The 19,523-nt window shown below is 43.4% G+C and carries 16 protein-coding genes; 9 read left to right on the top strand and 7 right to left on the bottom strand.

Annotated features, from left to right (window positions below):
* Together LW728_RS08125 and LW728_RS08120 are read left to right on the top strand one after the other, a co-directional pair.
* On the top strand, positions 1-811 hold an 811-nt coding region (locus LW728_RS08125), incomplete at its 5' end, for an RNA-guided endonuclease InsQ/TnpB family protein (RefSeq protein ID WP_287766160.1).
* A 66-nt stretch (positions 812-877) separates the two neighbouring features.
* The gene (locus LW728_RS08120; RefSeq protein ID WP_287766157.1) at positions 878-1,864 is read left to right on the top strand and encodes an SGNH/GDSL hydrolase family protein; all 987 of its coding nucleotides are present in this window, start codon (positions 878-880) and stop codon (positions 1,862-1,864) included.
* 152 nt (positions 1,865-2,016) lie between these two features.
* Here LW728_RS08120 and LW728_RS08115 read toward each other — a convergent pair whose 3' ends face one another.
* A complete protein-coding gene (locus LW728_RS08115; RefSeq protein WP_287667558.1) occupies positions 2,017-3,144 on the bottom strand; it encodes a 5-(carboxyamino)imidazole ribonucleotide synthase in 1,128 nt (375 codons plus the stop codon).
* On the bottom strand, positions 3,141-3,650 hold the full coding sequence (locus LW728_RS08110; RefSeq protein ID WP_002760385.1) for a pentapeptide repeat-containing protein: 510 nt from the start codon (positions 3,648-3,650) through the stop codon (positions 3,141-3,143). The genes LW728_RS08115 and LW728_RS08110 overlap by 4 nt, the downstream gene beginning before the upstream one ends.
* A 270-nt stretch (positions 3,651-3,920) precedes the next feature.
* Between LW728_RS08110 and LW728_RS08105 the strand changes: the two genes are divergently transcribed.
* A complete protein-coding gene (locus LW728_RS08105) occupies positions 3,921-4,784 on the top strand; it encodes a branched-chain amino acid ABC transporter permease (RefSeq protein WP_287667555.1) in 864 nt (287 codons plus the stop codon).
* Positions 4,785-4,929: 145 nt separating this feature from the next.
* On the opposite strand, the gene LW728_RS08100 is transcribed toward LW728_RS08105, so the two are convergent.
* The 4 genes from LW728_RS08100 to LW728_RS08085 all read right to left on the bottom strand — a co-directional run bounded on the left by LW728_RS08100 (position 4,930) and on the right by LW728_RS08085 (position 11,213).
* A complete protein-coding gene (locus LW728_RS08100) occupies positions 4,930-5,313 on the bottom strand; it encodes a DUF4346 domain-containing protein (RefSeq protein ID WP_002800162.1) in 384 nt (127 codons plus the stop codon).
* A gap of 308 nt (positions 5,314-5,621) precedes the next feature.
* Positions 5,622-7,016 carry a DUF2252 domain-containing protein gene (locus LW728_RS08095; protein ID WP_287766155.1) on the bottom strand — a complete coding sequence of 465 codons (1,395 nt, stop codon included), beginning with the start codon at positions 7,014-7,016 and terminating at the stop codon, positions 5,622-5,624.
* A 229-nt stretch (positions 7,017-7,245) separates the two neighbouring features.
* A complete protein-coding gene (locus tag LW728_RS08090; protein ID WP_287766153.1) occupies positions 7,246-8,949 on the bottom strand; it encodes an SLC26/SulP family anion transporter in 1,704 nt (567 codons plus the stop codon).
* Positions 8,950-9,248: 299 nt separating this feature from the next.
* Positions 9,249-11,213, bottom strand: coding sequence for an FAD-dependent monooxygenase family protein (locus LW728_RS08085; protein WP_287667303.1), 1,965 nt, complete (start codon positions 11,211-11,213; stop codon positions 9,249-9,251).
* Positions 11,214-11,334: 121 nt separating this feature from the next.
* Between LW728_RS08085 and LW728_RS08080 the strand changes: the two genes are divergently transcribed.
* From LW728_RS08080 to LW728_RS08070, 3 genes are all read left to right on the top strand, one after another.
* Entirely contained in the window at positions 11,335-11,577 is a 243-nt protein-coding gene (locus tag LW728_RS08080; protein ID WP_002800028.1) for a hypothetical protein, read from the top strand.
* A gap of 7 nt (positions 11,578-11,584) precedes the next feature.
* The gene (locus tag LW728_RS08075) at positions 11,585-12,400 is read left to right on the top strand and encodes an LmeA family phospholipid-binding protein (protein WP_287766152.1); all 816 of its coding nucleotides are present in this window, start codon (positions 11,585-11,587) and stop codon (positions 12,398-12,400) included.
* Positions 12,401-12,558: 158 nt separating this feature from the next.
* Positions 12,559-13,239, top strand: a complete 681-nt coding sequence (locus LW728_RS08070; RefSeq protein WP_287667307.1) for a GerMN domain-containing protein — start codon at positions 12,559-12,561, stop codon at positions 13,237-13,239.
* 43 nt (positions 13,240-13,282) lie between these two features.
* Here LW728_RS08070 and LW728_RS08065 read toward each other — a convergent pair whose 3' ends face one another.
* Entirely contained in the window at positions 13,283-14,344 is a 1,062-nt protein-coding gene (locus LW728_RS08065) for a mechanosensitive ion channel family protein (RefSeq protein ID WP_002799810.1), read from the bottom strand.
* Between the two features lie 28 nt (positions 14,345-14,372).
* On the opposite strand from LW728_RS08065, the gene LW728_RS08060 reads away from it, so the two are divergent.
* The 3 genes from LW728_RS08060 (at position 14,373) to LW728_RS08050 (ending at position 19,521) form a co-directional block, all read left to right on the top strand.
* Positions 14,373-14,864, top strand: coding sequence for a c-type cytochrome (locus tag LW728_RS08060; protein WP_002799809.1), 492 nt, complete (start codon positions 14,373-14,375; stop codon positions 14,862-14,864).
* A gap of 329 nt (positions 14,865-15,193) precedes the next feature.
* Entirely contained in the window at positions 15,194-17,344 is a 2,151-nt protein-coding gene (locus LW728_RS08055) for an O-linked N-acetylglucosamine transferase, SPINDLY family protein (RefSeq protein WP_287766150.1), read from the top strand.
* A gap of 17 nt (positions 17,345-17,361) precedes the next feature.
* Entirely contained in the window at positions 17,362-19,521 is a 2,160-nt protein-coding gene (locus LW728_RS08050; protein ID WP_287766147.1) for an O-linked N-acetylglucosamine transferase, SPINDLY family protein, read from the top strand.
* The last annotated feature ends 2 nt before the right edge of the window (positions 19,522-19,523 follow it).

The raw sequence follows: 19,523 nt of genomic DNA, 5'->3' as shown, positions 1-19,523 counted from the left end.
AGCTAAATGCACAGAACCTTTACCTATTCGATGGTCAAGACAAATCCCAGAAAGCTGTGAACCAAGTACAGTAACAGTCAGATTACATCCTTCTGGACGCTGGCATATCTCAATTAGATTTGATGACCCAACGATTAAGCCATTACCCCCAACCGATAAAGCCATCGGAATTGACTTAGGAATTAGTAGCCTTGTAATTACCAGCAATGGCGATAAAGTATCTAATCCCAAGCATTTTAACAAGCATTATCGGAGACTGCAAAAGGCACAAAAAAATCTTTCTAGAAAACAGAAAGGCTCAAAGAATCGAGAAAAGGCAAAAATCAAAGTAGCCAGAATTCACGCTCGAATCACCGATAGTAGAAAAGACCATTTACATAAGCTAACCACTAAATTAGTTCGTGAAAACCAAACGATTGTGGTTGAGAATTTAGCCGTTAAGAATATGGTCAAAAACCCGAAATTATCTCAGGCAATATCTGATGTAAGCTGGGGAGAAATCACCCGACAATTAGCCTATAAATGCCGTTGGTATGGGAGAAATTACATCGAAATAGATAGATGGTTTCCTAGCTCTAAAAGGTGTAGTAATTGCGGGTATATTGCTGAGAAAATGCCGTTAAATGTTCGAGAATGGGATTGTCCAGACTGTGGGACTCACCATGACCGAGATATTAACGCCAGTAAAAACATTTTGGCCGCAGGGCTTGCGGTGTCAGTCTGTAGAGCGACCATAAGACCAGAACAGAGTAAAACTGGGGCGGCAGGTGCGGAACCCCGCAAGGGAAAGAAGCAGAAACCTAAATCGTGAGGTTTGGGAATCGCCGTCCGTTTACGGCGGTGAGGATGTCAAAAATTAGCGAACTCTCATCTATCCGTGTTATTAGAAATTGGTATCATTCGGCTGTCTTTAATCATTTTAGGCGTTCTTTTCGCCCTTGGCCTTTTCCTTGAGGCTATTTTAAGAATTGTCTTCGGGTTCGGTAATCCGCTTATTTACGAAGCTGATGCCGAAATTGGCTATCTTTTGGCTCCTAATCAACAAACGCGCCGGTTTTCCAATTTTATCGCCGTTAATCAGTATTCGATGCGGAGCGAGCCGATTACACCCCAACGGCCTCCGGAGACGACGAGAATCATGTTAATCGGTGATTCGATCGCTAATGGCTCCTGGTGGACGGATCAAAAAGAGACCATTGCTGCTTTAATCACCAAAAATTTAGGCCAAAATCTGACGGGTTCAGTGGAGGTTCTCAATGCTTCGGCCAATTCTTGGGGACCGCGCAATCAATCGGCCTATCTGCGACGTTTCGGCATCTTTGAATCCCAGGTGATCGTGTTATTAATGAACACCGATGATCTGTTCGCTTTAGCTCCTAGTTCGGCGGTGGTGGGACGAGAAATTAATTATCCCGCTCGCCGGCCAGCTTTAGCTTTAATCGAGTTGTACGATCGATATTTTAAGCGTTATCCTCCCCTACCACCGGTGCAAGAAGGAGGCGATCGAGTGGGCAATAATTTAACCGCTCTTGCCCAAATTCAAGCCCTTGCTCAGGCTAATCAAGCCCGTTTAATTATCGCTATTACTCCCCTCATTCGCGAAGTTAAAAAACAGGGGCGAGATTATGAATTAAAGGCCCGTCAAAGACTAGCAGATTTCACCAGCAACCAGCAGATTTTTTATCTAGATTTTCTGCCCATTTTTCAAGCTCATCCTAATCCTGATTCCCTCTATCGCGATAATATTCATCTCAGTGGAGACGGTAACGAGTTAATTAGTCAAAAACTGACCGAGGAAAAAGTGCCTAAATTTCCCCCCCGATCCCCCCAATGTCTGGCACTTTTTGATGGGAAAAAAGTCTAAAATTCTTATCCAACAAGGTTTTTAGATTTATTCAGCAGACTCTAATTAGGATTTACTGAATCAGTTATCAGTTATCAGTTATCAGTTCACTGTTTACTGTTTACTGTTTACTGAAAATACTCCCCAATTCATAATTCATAATTCATAATTCCCTAACAACCATACCAAAGCTTTTCTATCTGCTTTGCTAGGGCCAATAACTCAGAGCGATCGCTTGTATCCCTTAAGAGGGTGACATGGCCTAATTTTCGACCGGGACGGGATTTTTTACCGTACCAAAAAACGTGAGCGTCTGGAATTGCCGCTAAAACTGCTCTTTTTTCCCCATAATCGCCGTCACTATCCTCAAAACCCAATAAATTAACCATGACTGCCCCAGCAGATTTTAAGTCCGTGGCTCCAAGGGGCAAATTAGCCACTGCTTGCAGTTGTAGGGCAAATTGGGAGGTAAGACAGGCAGAAAGGCTGTAATGACCCGAATTATGGGTACGGGGAGCGATTTCATTAATCAATACCTCTCCCTGGGGAGTGACAAATAACTCGATCCCGAAAACACCCACCGCCGACAAACTACTTAACAGATGATGGGCGATAGATTCGGTTTGAGCCTGTAAAGATTGGTTAAGAGCGGCGGGAGCAATCACCCAGCGACAGACTTGCTCCTCTTGATAGGTTTCCACCACGGGATAGGTGACGATTTCCCCAGTTAATCCCCTAGCGGCAACGATGGCTAATTCGCGCTCGTAGGGAATATAAGCTTCTAACATCAAGTCAAGACGCTCTAATTGCGGCTTTTTGGCGTTTAATTCTTCAGGAGTGCGAATAATAAAGGTTCCTTGACCATCATAACCGTGTCGTCGCGCTTTCAGTACTAGCGGAAAAGGATAATTTTCTAGTGGGGATAAATTATCTATCGCCCAAAAATCAGGCACAGGCAACCCTAGGGAGCGTAAATAACATCTTTGCTCGTATTTATCCAATAGGGGGCGCAGATTTGCCAAACTAGGATAGAATTGCACTCCTGTGGCCGCTAATTCTTCTAGGGCATCTAAATTAACAAACTCATTTTCAAAAGTGATCAGATCACAATGTTGAGCTAGTTTTTTTGTGCCTTCCGCGTCAGCTATTTCAGCGAAAACAACCCCGTCAGCTAAAGCAACGGCGGGATCGTCGGGGTGTGGTGTTTGTACAATCAGAGAAATGCCTAATCTCTTGGCTTCCTGTGCCATCATCCATGCTAATTGTCCACCACCAATAACACCAACCCGGGTTTGCATCATTGATCACATCCTAAAGATTCCGGGGTAGAGACGCCGGTTTTTGAGTTTACACCCTCGGCTCTTTCACAGAGATTTTTGATTTGTTGAGCGTCAAGCACTGCAAAACTAAAATCAGCACCGTTGATGTTTACTCCCTCGAAAATGGTACGCAGCATGATCGCTTCGGCAAAAATGGCATCGCTTAAATCGGAATTTTTAAAGGTACTCAGATAGGCTAACCCATTGGTTAAGTCCGCTCCATGAAAGTTGCCTTCGATGATAGAGGCTCCGTTAAACACTGCCCCGCGCAAATCGGCAGAACTAAAGTTAGAATCTTGGAGATTAACGTTAGTAAATTGGGCAGATTGCAAATTTTGTCCCGAAAAATCCTTCCCTGTCAGATTCTGGTTTTCATAACTGGCATTGGCTCCTGTGACAGCAGCAGAACTGGCAGCTAAGGCATTGACAGGAGATAGGATAAATAGTAAGGCAAAAAAAGCGATCGCTAATCGAAAGATAGTCTTCATTGGCGGAAAATTCCATCAGTGGGCATTCTTGATTTTATAGCAGTAAGTCATCAGCCGTCAGCTTTTCACCGGCCGCGAGAAATTGCTGGCACACAAACCTTTATAATGGCTGTCTAGGCTTATACTGCCATGCAATTTGGTCTAAACAAAAATATTTAAGCTACAGTCCCTCAGCTTTCAGCTAAATAAGGTAAAAGACAAAAGTTAATTAATTTTCTCTCTCCTGACTCCTATTTCTAAGGACAATTTCTGATTTATACAAGAGGTTTGATGGATACACCGCAACTTTTATTCAATGGTTTAGCCGTCGGCAGTATTATTGCTCTGGCTGCTGTCGGTTTAACCCTTACCTGTGGCATTTTGCGTCTGTCTAATTTTGCCCACGGCGATTTTATGACTTTGGGTGCTTACATAACTTGGGTGGTAAATGCTCAAGGGATTAATCTCTGGTTAGCGATGCTGGTGGGCGCAGCAGTGACAGCTATTGCCATGCTCATTGCCGAGAGATTATTATGGAAACCTATGCGCGATCGACGGGCTGATTCTACCACTTTAATTATTATTTCGATCGGTTTGGCTTTATTTCTTCGCAATGGTATTTTAATGATCTGGGGCGGTAGTAATCAACGCTACGATCTGCCTGTGATGACCGCTACAGAAATTTTTGGGATTAAAGTAGCTTTTGATCGCTTGTTAGTTATTGGTTTGGCAATTATAGTTATTATTGCCCTCCATTTGCTATTGCAAAAAACTAAGATCGGTAAGGCAATGCGTGCCGTAGCTGACAGCAACGATTTAGCTAGAGTAACTGGAATTAACGTCGAATGGGTTGTTTTCTGGACATGGATAATCACGGGAGTTTTAACTGCTTTAGCTGGAGGGATGTTCGGGTTAATTACCGGGGGAGTGCGTCCCAATATGGGCTGGTTTTTAATCTTACCAATGTTTGCGTCCGTGATTTTGGGTGGTATTGGTAATCCCTACGGAGCGATTGCTGGGGCTTTAATTATTGGTGTTGCCCAAGAAATTAGTGTTCCCTTAATTGGTTCTGATTATAAATTAGCCGTGGCTTTATTAATTATGATCTTGCTGTTATTATTCCGTCCTCAAGGTTTATTTAAAGGCACGGTTTAACAGTTATCAGTTATCAGTTAACAGTTATCAGTTATCAGATGTAAGTTTTAAGTTATTTATTTATCTTCATCTTTATCCCTGTTTACTGTTTACTGTTTACTGGACGGCTACGCCGTGCCTTTGGCAACACTGAAAAGCCCAATCTTTAATCCTGAATATATTCTTCCCCGGTGATTAAAGCGTATTCAGCGCGGGTAAATTCTCGACCTAAATAAGCAGCATGATCGAACATAGTAATCGGACAAGGTTGGGTTTCTTCGATCACTTTGACGGCTAATTCTTTGGCAGTTCTTGCAGTGTAAATATTCTCAGGATTGCGATCAAGTTTTTGCCTAACACCGATAACTTTTCCCGTTTCTGGATCGACGGCTAAACCTTTTTCATTGATAATATTGCTGTAATGTTTGGCACAGATTAACCCTGCTTCTCGGTCGAGATAAATAATAAAATATCCTGCGGGATCGAGAGCGATCGGACGTTTGGAAAGTTGATGATCAATAGCCGTGATTTGGGATTTTAATTCGCTCATTTTCTTGACAAAATTACTTAAATATGTAGTTGAAAGCAAGAGCAAATTATATCACATACCATCATCCTTGTTCTAGAGTATTTTGTCGAGATAAGCCCTATTTTCTGTGAGCAAATCGGCTCTGTTATTCTTTGTGTGATAAGTTTAACTTATATAGTAGTGATCGATCTTTGTGTCCTCTGTGTCTCTGTGGTTCCTTCCACTCACTCGCCCGCAGGACTGTATCTTAGAATACATTTTACCCACCAAACCTAAGAGAGCGGCGCCCCTAATCTAAGGTCGAAAAATAACAGGCTGATAGCTTAATGCTATAAATTTTCTTCCACCAAAGCCTCGACCCGTCCTGTTTTGACCGCTTCCACCAAAGCGGCGTGATCTTGTTCTGTCTGCTCGGCATAAGCGATCGCAAATTCGCCCATCGCTAGATCGAACTGATCTCCTTTCCCCAAATAACCGCTAATGGTGGCCGCATCTCCAGATTTAGCGTGGGCGCGGGCCAAGGTCCAGCCACAGAACTCGGCGTAGCGTTGCAGTTGGACGGCCGATACTCCCTCAATGGGTAGGGAAAACTTCATATCCCGCAGTTGCCGTAAATAGAAGTTATTGCCCCGTCTTCCCTGGGTCCAGCCTAAAAATATGTCGCTAGAGGATTGCATCAATCTCTGGCCTGTAACCACCCGTTGTCCCTGATTTTCATACTGGCTCTTGGCGGTATAGGGTTCGAGAACCGAAGGGCAAGCCTCCTTAACTTGTAGGATGAGGGGATGGTTATCTTCCGAGAACAATAGGGCGATATAACATCTGGTGCCGACACTACCAATGCCCACCACTTTCAGGGCAAAGTCCTCTAACTGGTAGCGATCGAACAGGACCCGGCGTTCCTCCGGCAGGGATTGGCGATAGTCTTCCAGACCCTCACGCACGAGAGTCTCCCAATCCGGTTCGTTGACATGGTAGAGAATGGGCGGCTGATCGACAAAGCGATTGCGTCCCCCGCTTTGGGTGACGATCTTGGGGTAGAGATGTTCGATGATGCGCTCGCGGGCCTTTGTCATCATCTGTTCCCGTATCTTGCGTGTCTTTTCGTCGGGAGCCATCTCGAGCACCTGTTCTACTCCTATGCGCGTGTACCATACCTCTAAGGGACTGAGGCGAGAATATTCCCGCAGGTGTTCTCGATAGGAACGAGCGCAATCGATCGCCGCTGCCTTCGATTCTCGATCGGATAGATCGCTATCCCTGCCGGCGATGACAAAACTGACCACGAGACGCTTGAGATCCCATTCCCAAGGTGCGGGTAGGGTTTCGTCGAAATCGTTAATATCGAAGACTAAATTGCGTTCGGGGGTGGCAAAAAATCCGAAGTTCAACAGGTGGCAATCTCCGCAGGCCTGCACGATAATGTCGGTTTTGGGAGTGGTGGCCAGATCGTAGGCCATCAAGGCAGCGGAACCGCGCAGGAAGGTAAAGGGACTCCGCAACATTCGTCCGTAGCGGATGGGAATTAATTCCTGTAATCGCCCTTGATTTGATGCTTCGATGATTTCGATCGGCTCTCGACCAGCTGCGGGGGGTTGCCAGATAGCGTGGCGAGAACGCGGCAATCGCTCCCGCAGGGATTTACCGATCTGGATGCGTTCTTCCCGTGAACGGAATCGAGCTTGAGAAGGTGACCGGATCGGGGTTTCTATTTGGTGGTTCATAGCGACTTTTTCCCCTGAATGAGATTACATCCCTTGCTGTTAGTTGACATCCTCGCCGCCCTAAAAGTGCGGCGATTCCTAAACCTCACGATTTAAGTTTCTGCTTCCACCACCGTCGCATACCACAGTTAAAAAACCAAGCCGAGTTTTCAAGGTGCTGCGCCGTCCACTTGGTTTTCGAGACTGGCCTTTTAATTCTAACGTAAAGCCAACCTAGAACGGCGGGGTTTCAGACCCAAAATTTCCGATGAAACGCCTCGATCGCTTCCTCTAGGGTTGGATAAATACGTTCGGTCGAGATCGTCTCGGATAGGTCTCCTTTTTTTAATTGCTGATATAAATCTTGCTTCACCCGCGCCATGGCAAAAGTAATACCACGGCCGATTAATTCTCGATGTAATTCTTTCAACATATCGACCGCCGTAATATCGATATCTAGAATTGCTTCGGCATTGAGAACGAACCACTCGACGGGGACTTTCTCCGCTTCGATCGCCGCTATTACCCGTTTCCGAAAATTCTCGGCGTTGGCGAAACAGAGGGGCGCGTCGTAACGGTAGAGAACCAATCCGGGGATCGTCGTCGCGCCCTGCCAATCCTCGATGTCGTGCAGGCCCGCCAGATTCGGCACTTCCCCCAAAACCGCATCGTGTGGTCGCATCAGCCGTGCGAACAGATCGACCACCGATAACCCCACGGCAACGCCCACCCCGACGAGGATATCGGTGGCCAGGACACCGAACATGGTGACGAGCGCCAATCGGAACTCACTGGTTTTGAAACAACGCAGACGGTTGAACTCCGAGATCTCGATCAGACGGAGTGCGGCATAAATCACGATCGCCCCTAGGGCCGCTTTCGGAAACAGGGATAGCAGCGGTCGCAAGAACAAGAGTACCAAAATCACGATCAGAAAAGCCACGAGGGAAAACAGTTGCGATCGACTGCCCAGAGAATCGCCGATCGCCGTGCGACTGCCGCTACTGCTGACGGGAAAGCCTTGCATGATGCCGTTACCGATATTCAGCGCTCCCAGGGCGAGTAATTCCTGATTGCCATCGATGCGATAGTTGTTTTTCGCCCCGAACGCGCGTGCGGTCAAGACGTTATCGGAATAGCCAACGAGGGCGATACCGATGGCCGAGGAGAGTAAATAGACGAACTGCTGGGAAGAAAAACCCCTCGGTACTTTCAAACTCGGTAAACCGGCGGGAATTTCCCCGATCACGGCGATGCCGCGCTCGTTCAGATCGAACAAATATACTGCCGATGTCGCCAGTAGAACCGCGAGTAAAGGGCCGGGGGCATTGGGAAAGCGACGTTGTACCACTAGCAGGAAAATTAAAACACCGGCGGCAAGAATCAGAGTTGGTGGGTGAATCTCGGATAAATGTCGGGAAAATTCCCCGATCTGTCCGAAAAGCGATTCCGCTTTTAGTGACATCCCGCTAATTTTTCCCAACTGACCGACGATCATGATCACCGCTACCCCGGCCATGTAGCCGACGAGGATCGGTTTGGAGAGGAGATCGGCGAGAAACCCCAACTGGGCGAAAGCGGCGAGGCAGCAGACGCTACCCACGAGTAAGGCCAATAGACTGCACAGACTGGCGTAGTTGCTACTATCCCCCGCCACGAGGGGCATGATAGCGGCGGCGGTCATTACTGCCGTTGTCGATTCCGGCCCGACGGAGAGTTGTGGTGAGGAACCGAGCAGCGCATAGATAAGCATGGGCGGTAGGATCGCCCATAATCCGGCGATCGGTTGTACTCCGGCCAGTTCCGCGTAGGCCAGACATTGGGGAACGAGATAGGCCGCCACGGTGATCCCCGCGATGATATCTCCCCGCAACCAGGCCGAGCGATAGGATCGCAGACGCTTTAACCCGGGTAGGGAAAACTGCTCCCTAGAAAAATTTAATCGAGTAGGCATCCTCATCTTTTCTCCTGTCATCGAAAATGTCTCGAAAATCTCGCCCCCGGCGACCCTGGCGGTAGGAATAATTTTTCGCCAGTTTAACCCGGTTTTTTCTAGTTTATTTTGCTTGCATCGGAACCGAGAAGTTTATTCGCCCAGGTCTTAGTCATACCAAATTAAATTGTATTCAGTAAGGATCAAGGGAAATCCTGTCAGAGAAGCAACCCTCTGGGGGTGTTAACTTCTTAAACAATTCATCTACTTTGACTTCTAACGCGCTTAGGGTGATGGGAGCGTCAATTGATAAATATCCTCTAATTTCTTAAGCTATAATTAAAACTCAATAACTTTAACCAGAGGCGGGGATTGTCTTTTTCTAGCCAGCTTTGGGAGTTTTTTAACCATTGGGGAAACCAGGAACCAAAAAACAGATTTTTGACTCCATCAAGGCTAAAATCGAGATAGGAACCTAACCACCGAATTAAATCCTGACTGCCAGCCATTTCTGCTATCCATAACAGTAAAGCGGGGTTTTTTCTGGCCGCTTTAATTGCTAAACGGCTAAAGGTCAACCAATCGGTTTTATCCTTAATAAAGGTTTCAGAAACCTCCGGCGGTTCGTCGGCCAATAAACCGAAAAATGTGTTTAACATGGCGTTGATTCTTTGGGGTGGTAAGGTTTTTCCTGTGGGAACCATCATTCCTTTAGAAAATAACCAAGTTACCGCCACATTGCTTTGATAGGCCCGCACATTTTCTAGGTCTTTAGCTGTTAGTAAATCGTGTTTCAATGCCATATCCAAAAGATGGGTTAAGCGCTCTAAATTACGCACCAAAGAACCGAATCCAGTAAAGATTAAGGGTGATTGCAGGGAGGCGGCATCACCGATGGCTAAAATGCGATCAAAGGAGACAATTCGATCTTTTTTTCCTGTACTAAAATGCCCCGGTATATAACCAAAGGTTGGTTTTTTCCAGGTTAATTTTTCTGGGTCACACTGTCGATATTCGGGCAGAATAGTAAAGAAATCTTCGTACATTTCCAACAGAGAACCGGGGTTATCGGGATGGACTTGATGATAGTGAAATAGATAGAAGGTTAATTCTTTTCCTTCCCCCGGAAATAATTCCCAAATTAGTTGTCTGCCTTTAGAAATATCGCCATGGGAATTTAAGACATCGCCATAGTGAGAATCCCACACCACTGGATCGAATCCTTCTACTACTGCCCCCACCGTCGGACAGACACTATCAAAGGCACGCACTCCGTTTAATTGCCAAGCAATCGGGGAGGCAGACCCCATGGCATCAATCAATAAACGACCTTTTATCTGTTGAATTTCTCCACCATGATTAAGGGTGACAGTAACACTATTAGCAGTAATATCAGACTTAAGAAATTCGGTTTGATCGAGAATTTTACCGCCATATTCCTGTATTTTTTTACCGCAGGATTGCAGCAATTGATCGGAATTAATGGCGATATTTAAAACCGTGGGAGTATGGAGAATCTCCGCCTTCAGATGGGGGGGATTATTGCCATCAAAAAACTTATTAAAGCCATCGAGGTATTCTTGGAAGATTAATTCCTCGAATTCTTCGGCAGTAAATAGGCCTAAATTAATTAAACTTTGAAACTCCGATCGAGAGATATTCCATTCCCGATTCATCCGTCCGAAAGGCAGTCTTTCTACTAAGAGGACTCGATAACCTAATTTGGCCATCTGTGCGGCGTGAATTGCCCCCAAGGCACCACCAATATAAATTAAGTCGTAGGCGATGGGATGATCATTTTCCTCACTGCTAGAGAAAATTACCGGCTGCGGTTGTTGGGGATTTTTGGCACTGTCGCGCCAACGTTTTTCCCACCAGTACAACCGTTCTAAATCTGCCTCCCCTTGCGGCATTTTGCGGAAGTAGTGAACCGTTAGGGGATAGTCCGCTTCTAAAGCTGTAAAAATTGAGTGATTTTTTCGATCGATGTTTGGTATCGTGTTACACTGCGGCGGAAAACGCTTTTGTAAAGCTCGATCGAGCTGCCGAGTTAGGGATGTTTCCAGGTAATGCGATCGCTCACCCCAGCGGAAAACTTTTAAATAAGTAGTCCGTTGCAGCGTCCAGACAAAGATCGACAATTCGATCGCCTCCGATAAGCGCAATCTCACCCCGTTAGGTGTATTTGTCTTGACACCGCTTCCGGGTTGCCAATCGGATTGTAACCACTGACAAACGGCGATCGAGTCGGGAGTCGGAATTTCTCTGTAAAGGATTTCTCTCATCTTGATTTAGCTATTACACCCAAAAATCGTCTGATTACGCTAGACTACACAAAAAGTTTTCTGAAAAAAGTTGAAAAAACTTTACATACCTAGATTAATACACAGCCAGGACCATCTGATTATGAATTATCCTATCCCGACTACCCCCGAAGAAATTGCCGCCCTCCGACAGCGTCCCGTGGATGAGGAGATGATCGCTGCCGTGATTGCGGGAATCATTAGAATGGCCCGCGCTCAAGGCCAATCTCTCGATGATCTTACTGAAGAAATTCTCGCAGAAGACCCGATTTTAGATCAAGTGCAACGACGTTGGTTAAGTCAGCTTTTGACTAATGCTTGGCAAAATTTAGCTGAATGGGTGTAATTGGGCGATGGAATGGCTAACAATCACTCTCGCTAGTGTTTTGACCCTGTTAACTCCCGCAGGGGCAATTATTGATACGGTTTTAGCCCATACCCTTCGCTCTCAAGTCCAAAAAGTGGAACAATTAGCCGTCAGGGTCGATAATACTCCCAATTATCAGGCTCTGCAAGGCAAAATCGATCGAGTTCGCATTTCTGCACGGGGAATTTATCCCCTTGCTGATGTTCGCATTGAGAAGATCGAGCTAGAAACTGAGCCAATTAGCCTCGATTTGCGGCGATTACAGCAAAAAAACGGCAATTTAGCCGCCGCTCTGCGCCGACCGGCTGCGGGGGCGTTGCATCTTGTCCTCACGGAAACTAATGTTAATCAAGCTTTACAATCGGCAGCGGTCAAAGAACAAATTCAGACCCTGATTAATAATCTAATTCCTTCTAGGGAAGAATCGTTTAGCACAAAATATCAACTTAGTCAAGCAAATTTTAACTTTCTTAATAATAATCGCGTCGCTCTGAGGCTGCAGCTGGAGACCCAAAAGCAGGAAGAACCAGCAGCCAGCCTCGATCTTAGCCTAGAAGTGGGATTTAAGCTAGTGCAGGGGCGAAAAATCGAGCTTATTGACCCCACAGCCACTCTTAATGGTCGTCGCCTCTCCTCGCGCCTTCTCAAGGGGTTTGCCGAGGGTATATCCACCCAGTTAGATTTAAAAAACTTCGAGAAACAAGGGATTATCGCCCGCCTTCTACAATTGCAGATCGACGATGATAAGCTGAGTATAGCCGCCTTTGGCAGCATCAAGCCTCGATCGGGGAACCCCAATTAAATTTAACGGTCAGAAAACAGGAGATCGGAAGTGGGAATTATGAATTATGAATTATGAATTATGAAGTGGGGAAGTGGGGAGACCACTTCGTGCGCGTTGCGGGGGGAGAATAAAAGCGTTCGACTGATAACTGATAACTGATAACTGATAACTGAATTATGCCTAGTTCTCGCTCTAGTGATAAAATCTCTTTGCCTTGGATAATTGGTATCGGCCTCGCTTTATTTACTGCTGGTGGGGCCACTGCCTGGTTTGCCGTCCATCACCTATCTTCCTCCCAGAAAACCAGCGAAAACCCGATTGAATCTCCCAGTCAGGTGCCGATAAGTCAATCGCCAATTGTTGAACCAGTTTCTCCGGGTCCAGTGAAGACAAGTCCGACAGCGACTCCTGCAGCTATTCCTGTTAGGGAAACTCGACAGGTTTATTGGTTAAAAGTGACTGATACGGGGAATCAATTAGTCAGCCAAGAAATTACCGTTCAAAAAGCCGATGGCCGCGAGGGAGAGTTAACAGCAGTATTACAAACTCTATTAGCCGGTCCAAGTAATCCTCAGGATATGACTACTATTCCCCCCGGGACTAAATTACTTGATTTAAAAGTAGATAAAACGGGAATTAAGATTAATCTCTCGCGCGAGTTTGGCAATGATGATGGTCCTGATATGTTAATCGGTCGTTTGGCACAAATCATCTATACTACTACTGCCGAGGATCCCAATGCCAAAGTCTGGATTCAAGTGGAAGGAAAACCCCTAGAATTATTAGGAGAAGGCCACGGTCTTGAAGTTGCCCAACCGATGACTCGTAAGTTTTTTGAGGAGAATTATCAGTTGTGAGCTGCCCGCGCTTTAAATTGTTGGTTGCCATAGGGAATTGAGGTTAACTAGGGGGATTAGTGGGGGGATAGGGAAAAAAAATCGGATAGGGAAGTTTAATTCCTTCTTGCTGATAGCGTCGGTGTAGGAGTTTAATAAATTCGTGTTTAATGGTGAGGTGTTGAAAAAATTCTTCTTCTACCACCTTGAGATAAACCGTCAGCAGGATACTATAGTAATCGAATTTACCATAACGGATCAAAGGTTGATAGTCACCGAGGTGAGGTTGCAATAACTGGGCGATTTCCTGCATGACTTCTAGGGTAACTTTTTCGACTTTTTCTAAGTCACTATCGTAACTAATGCCCACTTCCACGGGGATGAGGAGGGAGTGATCTGGTAAACTATAGTTACGGAAACTAGAAGAAATGATCTGAGCATTGGGAATAACCAAAAGATTATTGGTAATTTCTTCGATTACTGTGCATCTTAAATCCACATCTCGCACATAACCAGCTTCTCCCGTTCTCAGTTCAATATAATCTCCCGGTCTAACTTTTTTAGAAGTGATAATATTAATCCCTGACATTAAATTAGCTAGGGTATTTTGGAGAGCTAAACCGAGGGAAACACCCCCAATACCAAAGGCAGTAAGCATCGGAGTTATCGAAATGCCAATCGAGCTTAAAATAAGCAAAAAACCGCAGCTAAAAATCAGAACTTTGGCGAGAAATTCAAATAGGGAAGTTAGGGAAGAAATGCCATCATCTCCCGTGGTATAAAATCGTAATATTTCCACGGATAATTGAGCAATAGCCCAAGTAGCCGAAGCTAAAAAAGCCACTAGCAGCAATTTTTGGCTCAGGAGAATCAGGTAGGGAAAGAGGGGAAGATTGGGAAGGGAGAGGGCAATATTTAAACCCAAAAGTCCGAACCAAAGTATGCTTAATCCGCGAAGGGAACGTAAAACCCCTTCCGAGAAACGCAGGTTTTTTTCTCTGGCAATCGATAAAAGTTGACTGACAACGCGCTTTTCTACGAGCCATCCCAACAGCAGGAAACTGAGGACGATGATGATAGGTAAGATAATATAGGGCCAATCTTCCAGTCTGGTTAATAGGTTCATTGCTAGAGGGTTAGAAAAAGATACACTTTTGTCTTATATTATTCTCCATTTGCCTATCTCTAGCAGCGGCGGTGGAATTTTGGGGCAAAAAGTTGCAAAATGTAAAGAGAAACTCATCTTTCCTTCGGCAGCTTGCGTGAATAGTCAGTTATTTAAACCAAAATTCGGACTTTATCGATTCTTAATGGTTATAATCGTGGTTTTGTTCCTGATTAGTGCCTTTTTAATCACCTTTCATCTGGCTAAGATGTCGGATCCCTACATTAAAGAGGTGTTATCCCGACAAGGCAATGTCAGTCGTGGTTACGAAATCTTTCAGATTAACTGTGCTGCTTGTCACGGTCAGTTTGCTGATGGCATCGTCGGACCGAGTTTAGAGGACGTTTCCCGTCGCAAATCGAGAATTAGTCTGATTGAACAGGTAATTAGCGGTAAAACACCGCCAATGCCCAAATTTAAGCCCGATACTCAAGCTATGGCCGATTTATTGGTTTATTTAGAAAATCTTTCAAAAAACTGACTTGAAAGAGGGTGTAGGGTGTAGGGTGTGGGGTATAGGGAAGGAAACCTCTTTCGTCTCTGGTGGTGAAAACTTTTTCATCGGGACTGACTCTTGGCTGAGATTGATGGTAAGCTGGGACGCGTTGAAACTGGGTGCAGAGTGGGAAGTGGGGGAATGGGAAGTGGGGTAGTGGGGGAATTTCAACTAAAACCCCAACACCCCCCCGCAACGCGCACGCAGTGACCACCCCAAAACCCAACCCCTGAGCGACTGATAAATTTTACTTATATAGAAAAATTTTGCCTCTATTTGAGTATGCTAGTAGAGACACTTAACGATAAATACTTATGTCTTGGCATTCCCAAGTTGAACCGGCAATTATCCAAGGGGATTTCTGGCAGGTTAGCCAATTTTACGAAGAACTGATAGAAAGAGACCCCCTAGAAATTAGTCATTATTGGTATTTAGGATTAGCCTATCTTTTAGAAGCTAGGGAAGAAGAAGCACAAACTACATGGTTATTCGTCCTCAGTCAAGGGGATGAACAGGAGGTGATGCTGTGGACAGTAGATTTAGTCAATATTTTGGATGGGGAAGCGCGAAGACAGTTAGAGTTAGGCAATTTAGAAACCAGTTGGTTAATTCGAGGACATATTCGCGAGATTAGTCCCGATAATATTGATAATTTGCTGCGGTTTATTTTATTAGCAATTGATTTGAATTATTTCGATAAAGAGCAGTTAAAAGCTTGGTTATTTGTCGATGTGTTAAAAACAAATAATTTCCAGAGTCTCGATTTAGGTTTATTAGTAGAAGTTTTAGAAAAATTTCTCGATTCTCAGATACCAGAAACCGTCCCTTACTTGGAAGCAATATTTCAATCTCACTGTCAGCGACAAACTTTCATCAAAGTAGTAGAAGCTAAAGTCCCTTCTCTAGCCAGAAACAATAAACCATTGGCTATTGATATTATTAATACTTGTTTAGCAGTAGAACCAGAGCAAATTTATCTGTTAGCTGAACTTTATCAATGTTATTTTGATAATCGAGATTTTGCCGCTGCTATCCAAGTAGCTAATCAATTAAAAACAAGTTGTCAAGGGTTGCCTTCTCAAGCTGTAGCTGATTTTATTGCTCTTTATGTCAAATTATTTAGTGGTAATTGGGTCGATATTAAGGCAGATATTGAAGAATATGCAGAATCCTTGCAAAAAAGTATCGCTAATCAAGAATGTCCAAGATTATTGGATAAACCATACATAACAATTTTATCCCCTCTAGTTTACCTAGAAGATAACCCAAGAAAAAACCGTTATATTAGTAATTGTATTGGTCAACTTTTTCAGGAATATGTTCGCAATAATTCTAACTGTAATTATCTTCAAAAATCGACTATTAAAGACAGCAAAAAAGTTCTAAAAATTGGCTATATTGCCCATACTTTATATAATCATTCTATCGGATTAATCGCTAGATGGTTAATGAAGTATCATGACTATAATGAATTTCATGTCTCTTTATACCTAGTATCTCAAAAAGAAGACATTATCACTGAAATTTTTTTTAAAAATCAGGTGAATGCCTGCTATAATTTAGCAATTAAACCTCGACTGATTGCTGAAAAAATTAGTCAAGATAACATTGATATTTTGGTAGATTTAGACAGCATCACTAATAACGCAACTTGTCAAGTCATGGCACTAAAACCCGCACCAATACAAGTGACTTGGTTAGGTTTTGATGCGTCAGGAATTCCCGCAATTGATTACTATCTTGCTGATAATTATGTTTTACCAGCAGATGCACAGGAATACTACCGAGAAAAAATTTGGCGCTTACCTAATTCCTATATTTGTGTGGATGGTGTCGAGGTTGCTTCCCCCTCTCTCCGCAGGGATGATTTAGGGATTCCAGAGGATGCAATTAATTACTTAACCGTACAAACGGGGGTTAAACGTAACCCTGAAACTATTCGACTTCAGCTACAAGTTTTAAAGGCAGTTCCTAATAGTTATTTGAGTATTCAAGGGTTAAGTGATGCTAAATCAGTGGAAAAATTATTTTTCAAAATTGCCGAGGAAGAAGGAATTAATTATGAGAGATTAAAAATCTTACCCCTCTATCCCACAGGAATTTATCGAGCAAATTTAAGAATAGCTGATGTGGTTTTAGATACCTATCCTTTTACGGGAGGAATGACGACTTTAGATGTGCTGTGGATGGGGATACCTTTGGTTACAAAAGTTGGTCAACAATGGTCATCGAGAAATAGTTATACTTTAATGGTTAATGCGGGAATTAGTGAGGGTATTGCTTGGAGTGATGAGGAGTATATCGATTGGGGAATTAAGTTAGGTAAGGATGAACAGTTGAGACGCAAAGTTATCGCTAAATTAGACGAATCTAGACAAAATTCACCGATTTGGAATGCACGTCAGTTTACTAAAAATGTGGAAAATGCCTATCGTCAAATGTGGCAAATCTATTGTGAAAGTTAATCAGGGAGAATTAAATCATGTCTTGGCAAAATGAAGTTAAAACCGCTTTAGAAAACAATCAATACGATATTGTTAGTCAGTTTTACGAAGAACTGATAGAAAAAGAAACCACAGAAATTAGTCATTATTGGTATTTAGGATTATCCTATCTTTTGCAGGCAAAAGAAGAACAAGCACAAGCTACTTGGTTATTTGTTTTCACTCAAGGAGATGAACAGGAAACTGATTCATGGATGCTAGAATTAAGCAATATTTTAACTACCGAAGCTAACCGACAATTAGAGTTAGAAAATCTAGAAACCAGTTGGTTAATTCGTAAACATCTACAGGAAATTAATCCCAGTTATCTCGATAATTTACTGCATTTAACCCTCATTGAAATTAAATTAAATAGATTTGATTCTCAACAACTGCAAGAATGGCAAATACTAGAATTAATTACTCAGGGTTCAGTTAACTCTCAATTATTGGAACGGGTAGTAATTGCCGTCATACCTTACGCTCATGAATATACCATAGAATTAGTTCGGTTAAGTTTACCCTATCTTGGCAATTCTCCAGAATTACTTAATTACGTCATCACTGTTGCTGGACGCTTTGCTTTTGAGAAATATCAAGCTATTTATTCCGTTGACTTAGCGGAAGCTTTTCTTCCCCTTTATCCAGAAAGTTTGTACTTAGAAGTTAATTTATTTTGGTTTTATATCTCTTTACCTGACTATGAAAAAGCCATCAATTTAGTCAATAAGTTGAAAGAGAAAAGTCAAACGATTGATTTAAAAATGTTTAGTCAATCGCTCCTCTTTAGTGGTTCTTTACGAGCCTCAAAATGGAATGACATTCCTAGTATTTGTCAAGAGTATAAACACTTAATTAAAGAATTTATAGAAAAAAAGCCCCAAGATATACATCCCTTAGTTCGGGGAGCTTTACTAACAGTTATGAATCCGATTTCTTACTATGAAGATAACCCGAAAGAGAATCGACCGCTTTTAAGTCAGATTGGCAGTTTTTTTCAAGAAACCTACAAAGAAATGCTGGGTTTTCAAGAGGAAAGTTTTGATAAACCTAGAGAAGATAATGCCAATAAAAAACTTAAAATTGGTTACATTGCCCAAACCTTAAAACATCATCCCGTCGGTTTATTGAGTCGTTGGACTATTAATTATCACAATCGTGAACAGTTTGATATTCACCTTTATATGGTGAGTCAACCTGTGGATGAAATAACTAAACAATGGTTTTCTAATCCCGCAGATAAAATCTATCATGCTACTGCTGATTCCTTAACAACCTATCGCAAAATTAAAGAAGATAACATCGATATTCTTGTGGACTTAGATAGTGGTACTGGGGCAATCGTTGCCCAAGTTATTGCCTTAAAACCTGCCCCTATTCAAGTTAACTGGTTAGGTTTTGATGGTTCTGGTTTACCCGCAGTAGATTATCTTTTAGCGGATCCTTATGTATTGCCAGAAAATGCCCAAGAATATTATCAGGAAAAAATCTGGCGTTTGCCTAATACTTTTGTCGCTGTGGATGGTTTTGAAATAGCCGTTCCTACCCTGCGAAGAGAAGATTTAGGTATTAATAACGATGCGGTTATTTACCTAAGTTCTCAAACAGCAATTAAGCGTAATCCAGCGATGATTCGCTTACAAATGCAAATACTCAAATCGGTACCTAATAGTTATTTCCTGATTCAAGGAGTTGCTGATGATAATTCCCTCCTGGATTTATTCTGTCAAATTGCCGCAGAAGTTGGAGTAGAAACTAATCGAATTAAGATGCTTCCTCTCTATCAGACGGAAACCTACAGGGCAAATTTAGCCATCGCTGATGTGGTTTTGGACACCTATCCCTTTAATGGTGGTACAACCACCTTAGAAACCCTCTGGATGGGAATTCCTCTCGTGGTTAAAGTGGGGCAACAATGGTCATCACGCAACGGTTATACTTTAATGATGAATGCGGGAATAACTGAGGGTATAGCTTGGAGTGATGAAGAATATGTGCAGTGGGGAATTAAGTTAGGATTGGATAAAAATTTAAGAGAGGAAGTCCGTTGGAAACTCCGAAAGTCTCGTCATACATCTCCCCTCTGGAATGCCAAACAATTTACCAGAGATTTAGAAAATGCTTATCGGCAAATGTGGAATATTTATTGTCAATCTTAGCG

This window comes from Microcystis sp. 49638_E5, from assembly GCF_021300285.1.
GTDB classification, from domain to species: domain Bacteria; phylum Cyanobacteriota; class Cyanobacteriia; order Cyanobacteriales; family Microcystaceae; genus Microcystis; species Microcystis aeruginosa_C.
Note: the sequence above shows the minus strand (reverse complement) of the source record. Positions and strands in the feature narration are given on the sequence as shown.

Coding starts and splice junctions, on each gene's coding strand:
- LW728_RS08115 (WP_287667558.1), bottom strand. CDS start 3,144: ATGATGCAAACCCGGGTTGGTGTTATTGGTGGTGGACAATTAGCATGG.
- LW728_RS08110 (WP_002760385.1), bottom strand. CDS start 3,650: ATGAAGACTATCTTTCGATTAGCGATCGCTTTTTTTGCCTTACTATTT.
- LW728_RS08105 (WP_287667555.1), top strand. CDS start 3,921: ATGGATACACCGCAACTTTTATTCAATGGTTTAGCCGTCGGCAGTATT.
- LW728_RS08100 (WP_002800162.1), bottom strand. CDS start 5,313: ATGAGCGAATTAAAATCCCAAATCACGGCTATTGATCATCAACTTTCC.
- LW728_RS08095 (WP_287766155.1), bottom strand. CDS start 7,016: ATGAACCACCAAATAGAAACCCCGATCCGGTCACCTTCTCAAGCTCGA.
- LW728_RS08090 (WP_287766153.1), bottom strand. CDS start 8,949: ATGCCTACTCGATTAAATTTTTCTAGGGAGCAGTTTTCCCTACCCGGG.
- LW728_RS08085 (WP_287667303.1), bottom strand. CDS start 11,213: ATGAGAGAAATCCTTTACAGAGAAATTCCGACTCCCGACTCGATCGCC.
- LW728_RS08080 (WP_002800028.1), top strand. CDS start 11,335: ATGAATTATCCTATCCCGACTACCCCCGAAGAAATTGCCGCCCTCCGA.
- LW728_RS08075 (WP_287766152.1), top strand. CDS start 11,585: ATGGAATGGCTAACAATCACTCTCGCTAGTGTTTTGACCCTGTTAACT.
- LW728_RS08070 (WP_287667307.1), top strand. CDS start 12,559: ATGCCTAGTTCTCGCTCTAGTGATAAAATCTCTTTGCCTTGGATAATT.
- LW728_RS08065 (WP_002799810.1), bottom strand. CDS start 14,344: ATGAACCTATTAACCAGACTGGAAGATTGGCCCTATATTATCTTACCT.
- LW728_RS08055 (WP_287766150.1), top strand. CDS start 15,194: ATGTCTTGGCATTCCCAAGTTGAACCGGCAATTATCCAAGGGGATTTC.
- LW728_RS08050 (WP_287766147.1), top strand. CDS start 17,362: ATGTCTTGGCAAAATGAAGTTAAAACCGCTTTAGAAAACAATCAATAC.